Genomic DNA, 2,473 nt, shown 5'->3' with positions numbered 1-2,473 from the left:
TGGTTTAGCCTTTCCGGTGTGCCAACATCGACCCAGTGATTGGTATAGAGTTGCCCTTTGATCTGTTGTTGCTTGATCAGATAACGAAGCAGTGGAGCCAGCGCAAAGGCTTCACCGGGGTAATAACTTTGACCCAAGGCTGCTTGCAGATGTTGTGGCTGCAGGATGGCAGGGTGCATAAGGCTTATGCCGGAAAAAGTGACTGATAAGGCGGCTGTAAAAAACTGATTTTCTATTCTGCCACTGGCAGGATCAAGGTAAAAGTCACCTTGTGGGTGCTGGGGTGGATTGTGTACCAGTGCCAGGCAAGCCAGCTGATTGGGTTCTAGGGGAGTAAACTGGGGTAATGCAGGATACCAGGTGTCGCCATTGATCAATAAAAAAGCCTCTTCACCCAGCAGAGGCAGTGCTTGCAGCAGGCCGCCCCCGGTTTCCAGTGGTTGGGTTTCGCTGGAAAAATGAACCTCTAGCCCCCAACGTGAGCCATCCTTTACCGCAGCACGAATTTGCTCACCCAGGTGGCTGATATTGATCACTACTTCTTGAATACCTGCCGCCGCCAGGTGATGCAGATGCCAGAACAGCAAGGGTTGCCCGCCAACTGGCAGCAGGGGTTTGGGGGTGTGCAGCGTCAGGGGCAGCATTCGCTGTCCCAGCCCGGCTGCAAAAATCATGGCTTTACTGATCATGTCTCAGGCATTGCAGTCGGGATTTCAGTGCGGTCTGGATGTCTTGCTGCAACCAGTCACGCAGATCCTGATAGTCAGGGTAGGCATCCAGTGCTTGTATCAAATGAGTCAGGGTGCGGGGGATGTCCTGCAGATACCCGGCTTTGCCATCACGCAACCACAGGCGAGCAAAAATCCCAGCGGCTTTTAAGTGGCGTTGCATACCCATCCAGTCAAACCAATGGTGGTATTGTGCAAAACTCACTGGTTTAAAAGTTTCACAGTGCAGCTGATGTGCCAGCTTCAGCCAGCTTTGTTGCAAAGGTTGAGGCCAGAGCAGGTAACAGTCGCGGATCAGTGAAACAGCGTCATAGGTGCAGGGGCCAAAAACGGCATCCTGAAAATCCAGTATGCCCAGTTGTCCGTTATTGAGCAGCATCAGGTTACGCGAATGATAATCCCGATGCACAGTCACGCGCGGCTGATCCAATGCTTCCTGTACCAGTTGTGCTCTGAATGCCTGCCAGCTGGCTGGACGCTCTGTTATACCCAGCAGTTGATTCAGCAGCCAGTCGTCAAACAGATCCAGTTCACGGGTTAGCAGGGCAGCGTCATAATCTGGCAAGGGGTGATCATCTGCGGCATCAGCAGGCAGTTGTTGTAACTGGCTGAGTTGTTGCAAGGCCTGTTGATAAAAACGATCTGCGACCTGAGGATGCTGAATATCAACACAGCGCATCAGTTGGTTATCACCGAAGTCCTGCAGCAGCGCAACGCCCAGATCAAGATCATACGCCAGCAACTCTGGCACCTGTACACCGCGCTGATGCCAGGCGCGGGCCAGATGGATAAAGGCTTTGGAGCATTCTTTTTCTGGTGGTGCATCCATCAGAATCAGGTTTTTGTCCTGAGTATTCTGTGCGGCAGGCAGGCGGTAATAACTGCGAAAGCTGGCATCACCGGCAACGGTGACCAGTGAGCAGGTGGAGCCGAGCAACCAGGGTTTCAACCAGGCATCCAGCGCTTTGGAACGTTCGGTGATGACAGGTGTCTGGTAGTGGCTCATAACAGGATTAATCATGGCAGTGACAGTGGGAAGCGCTATAATACGCGTTTTTTCGGGCTTTGGCAGTGTCCTGCTGGCTCACTTTTCAGGAGTGGCGCTTGAGGTTAGTACCCAACAAATACAGCATGACTGCTGCGCTTATGCTGCTGGCGGGCGGGTCGTATGCCGCGCCTCCGGCAGAACTGCCAGCGGCAATGCTGGACTGGCAGGTGTATGAACAACGCCCTGTTGGTCAGGTTTGTCAGGGCTTTTACCTGTCTCCTGAGCTGGAGCTTCCCGAGCAGAATACCAATCTTGCAGCAGCAAGGTTGTTTGCTGAGTCCCGGCAGCTGAATTATTCACCGGATGGTGGTTTATTGCTGCAGGATGATGTGCGCCTGCGTAAAGGCGGAATTTATGTCACTGCAGACCAGGCGCAGGTGAATGCTGATCGTACCCGAGCGGATCTTTTCGGTAATCTGGTGGTGCGGCAGAACAATCTGTTGATGCGTGGTACCGAGGGTGAGTATCTGCTGGAAACCAAGCAGCTAGAGCTGAGTGAAGCTCATTATGTCATCCACCAGCAACGCCTGAGAGGCAGTGCCTGGCAACTACAGCAGCTGCCGGATGGGCGGGTGACCCTGCGGGATGCCTCCCTGACCACCTGTGCACCTGGTGATCAGGCCTGGCGACTGGTCGCCGGGCGGCTGAACCTGAACCGGGAGAGTGGTTTTGGTGATGCTTATAATGTTCGTATGGA

Annotated in this window: 3 protein-coding genes; 1 reads left to right on the top strand and 2 read right to left on the bottom strand. The window is 53.7% G+C overall.

Annotated elements, in window-relative coordinates; all coding sequences use genetic code 11:
- Both murU and IBX50_RS19645 read right to left on the bottom strand, forming a co-directional pair.
- A partial coding sequence (gene murU, locus IBX50_RS19650) for an N-acetylmuramate alpha-1-phosphate uridylyltransferase MurU (protein WP_292258089.1) occupies positions 1-689 on the bottom strand: 689 nt, incomplete at its 3' end.
- Positions 679-1,749, bottom strand: coding sequence for a phosphotransferase (locus IBX50_RS19645; RefSeq protein WP_292258088.1), 1,071 nt, complete (start codon positions 1,747-1,749; stop codon positions 679-681). The genes IBX50_RS19645 and murU, both read right to left, overlap by 11 nt.
- An 83-nt stretch (positions 1,750-1,832) precedes the next feature.
- Here IBX50_RS19645 and IBX50_RS19640 point away from each other — a divergent pair.
- On the top strand, positions 1,833-2,473 hold a 641-nt coding region (locus IBX50_RS19640), incomplete at its 3' end, for an LptA/OstA family protein (RefSeq protein WP_292258087.1).

It is taken from the genome of Marinospirillum sp. (assembly GCF_014859565.1).
The sequence above is the reverse complement of the archived record's forward strand: the minus strand, read 5'-3'. Positions and strand labels throughout refer to the sequence as shown.

Excerpts from the sequence above, each read along its gene's own strand:
- IBX50_RS19645 (WP_292258088.1), bottom strand. The coding sequence starts at position 1,749 with ATGATTAATCCTGTTATGAGCCACTACCAGACACCTGTCATCACCGAA.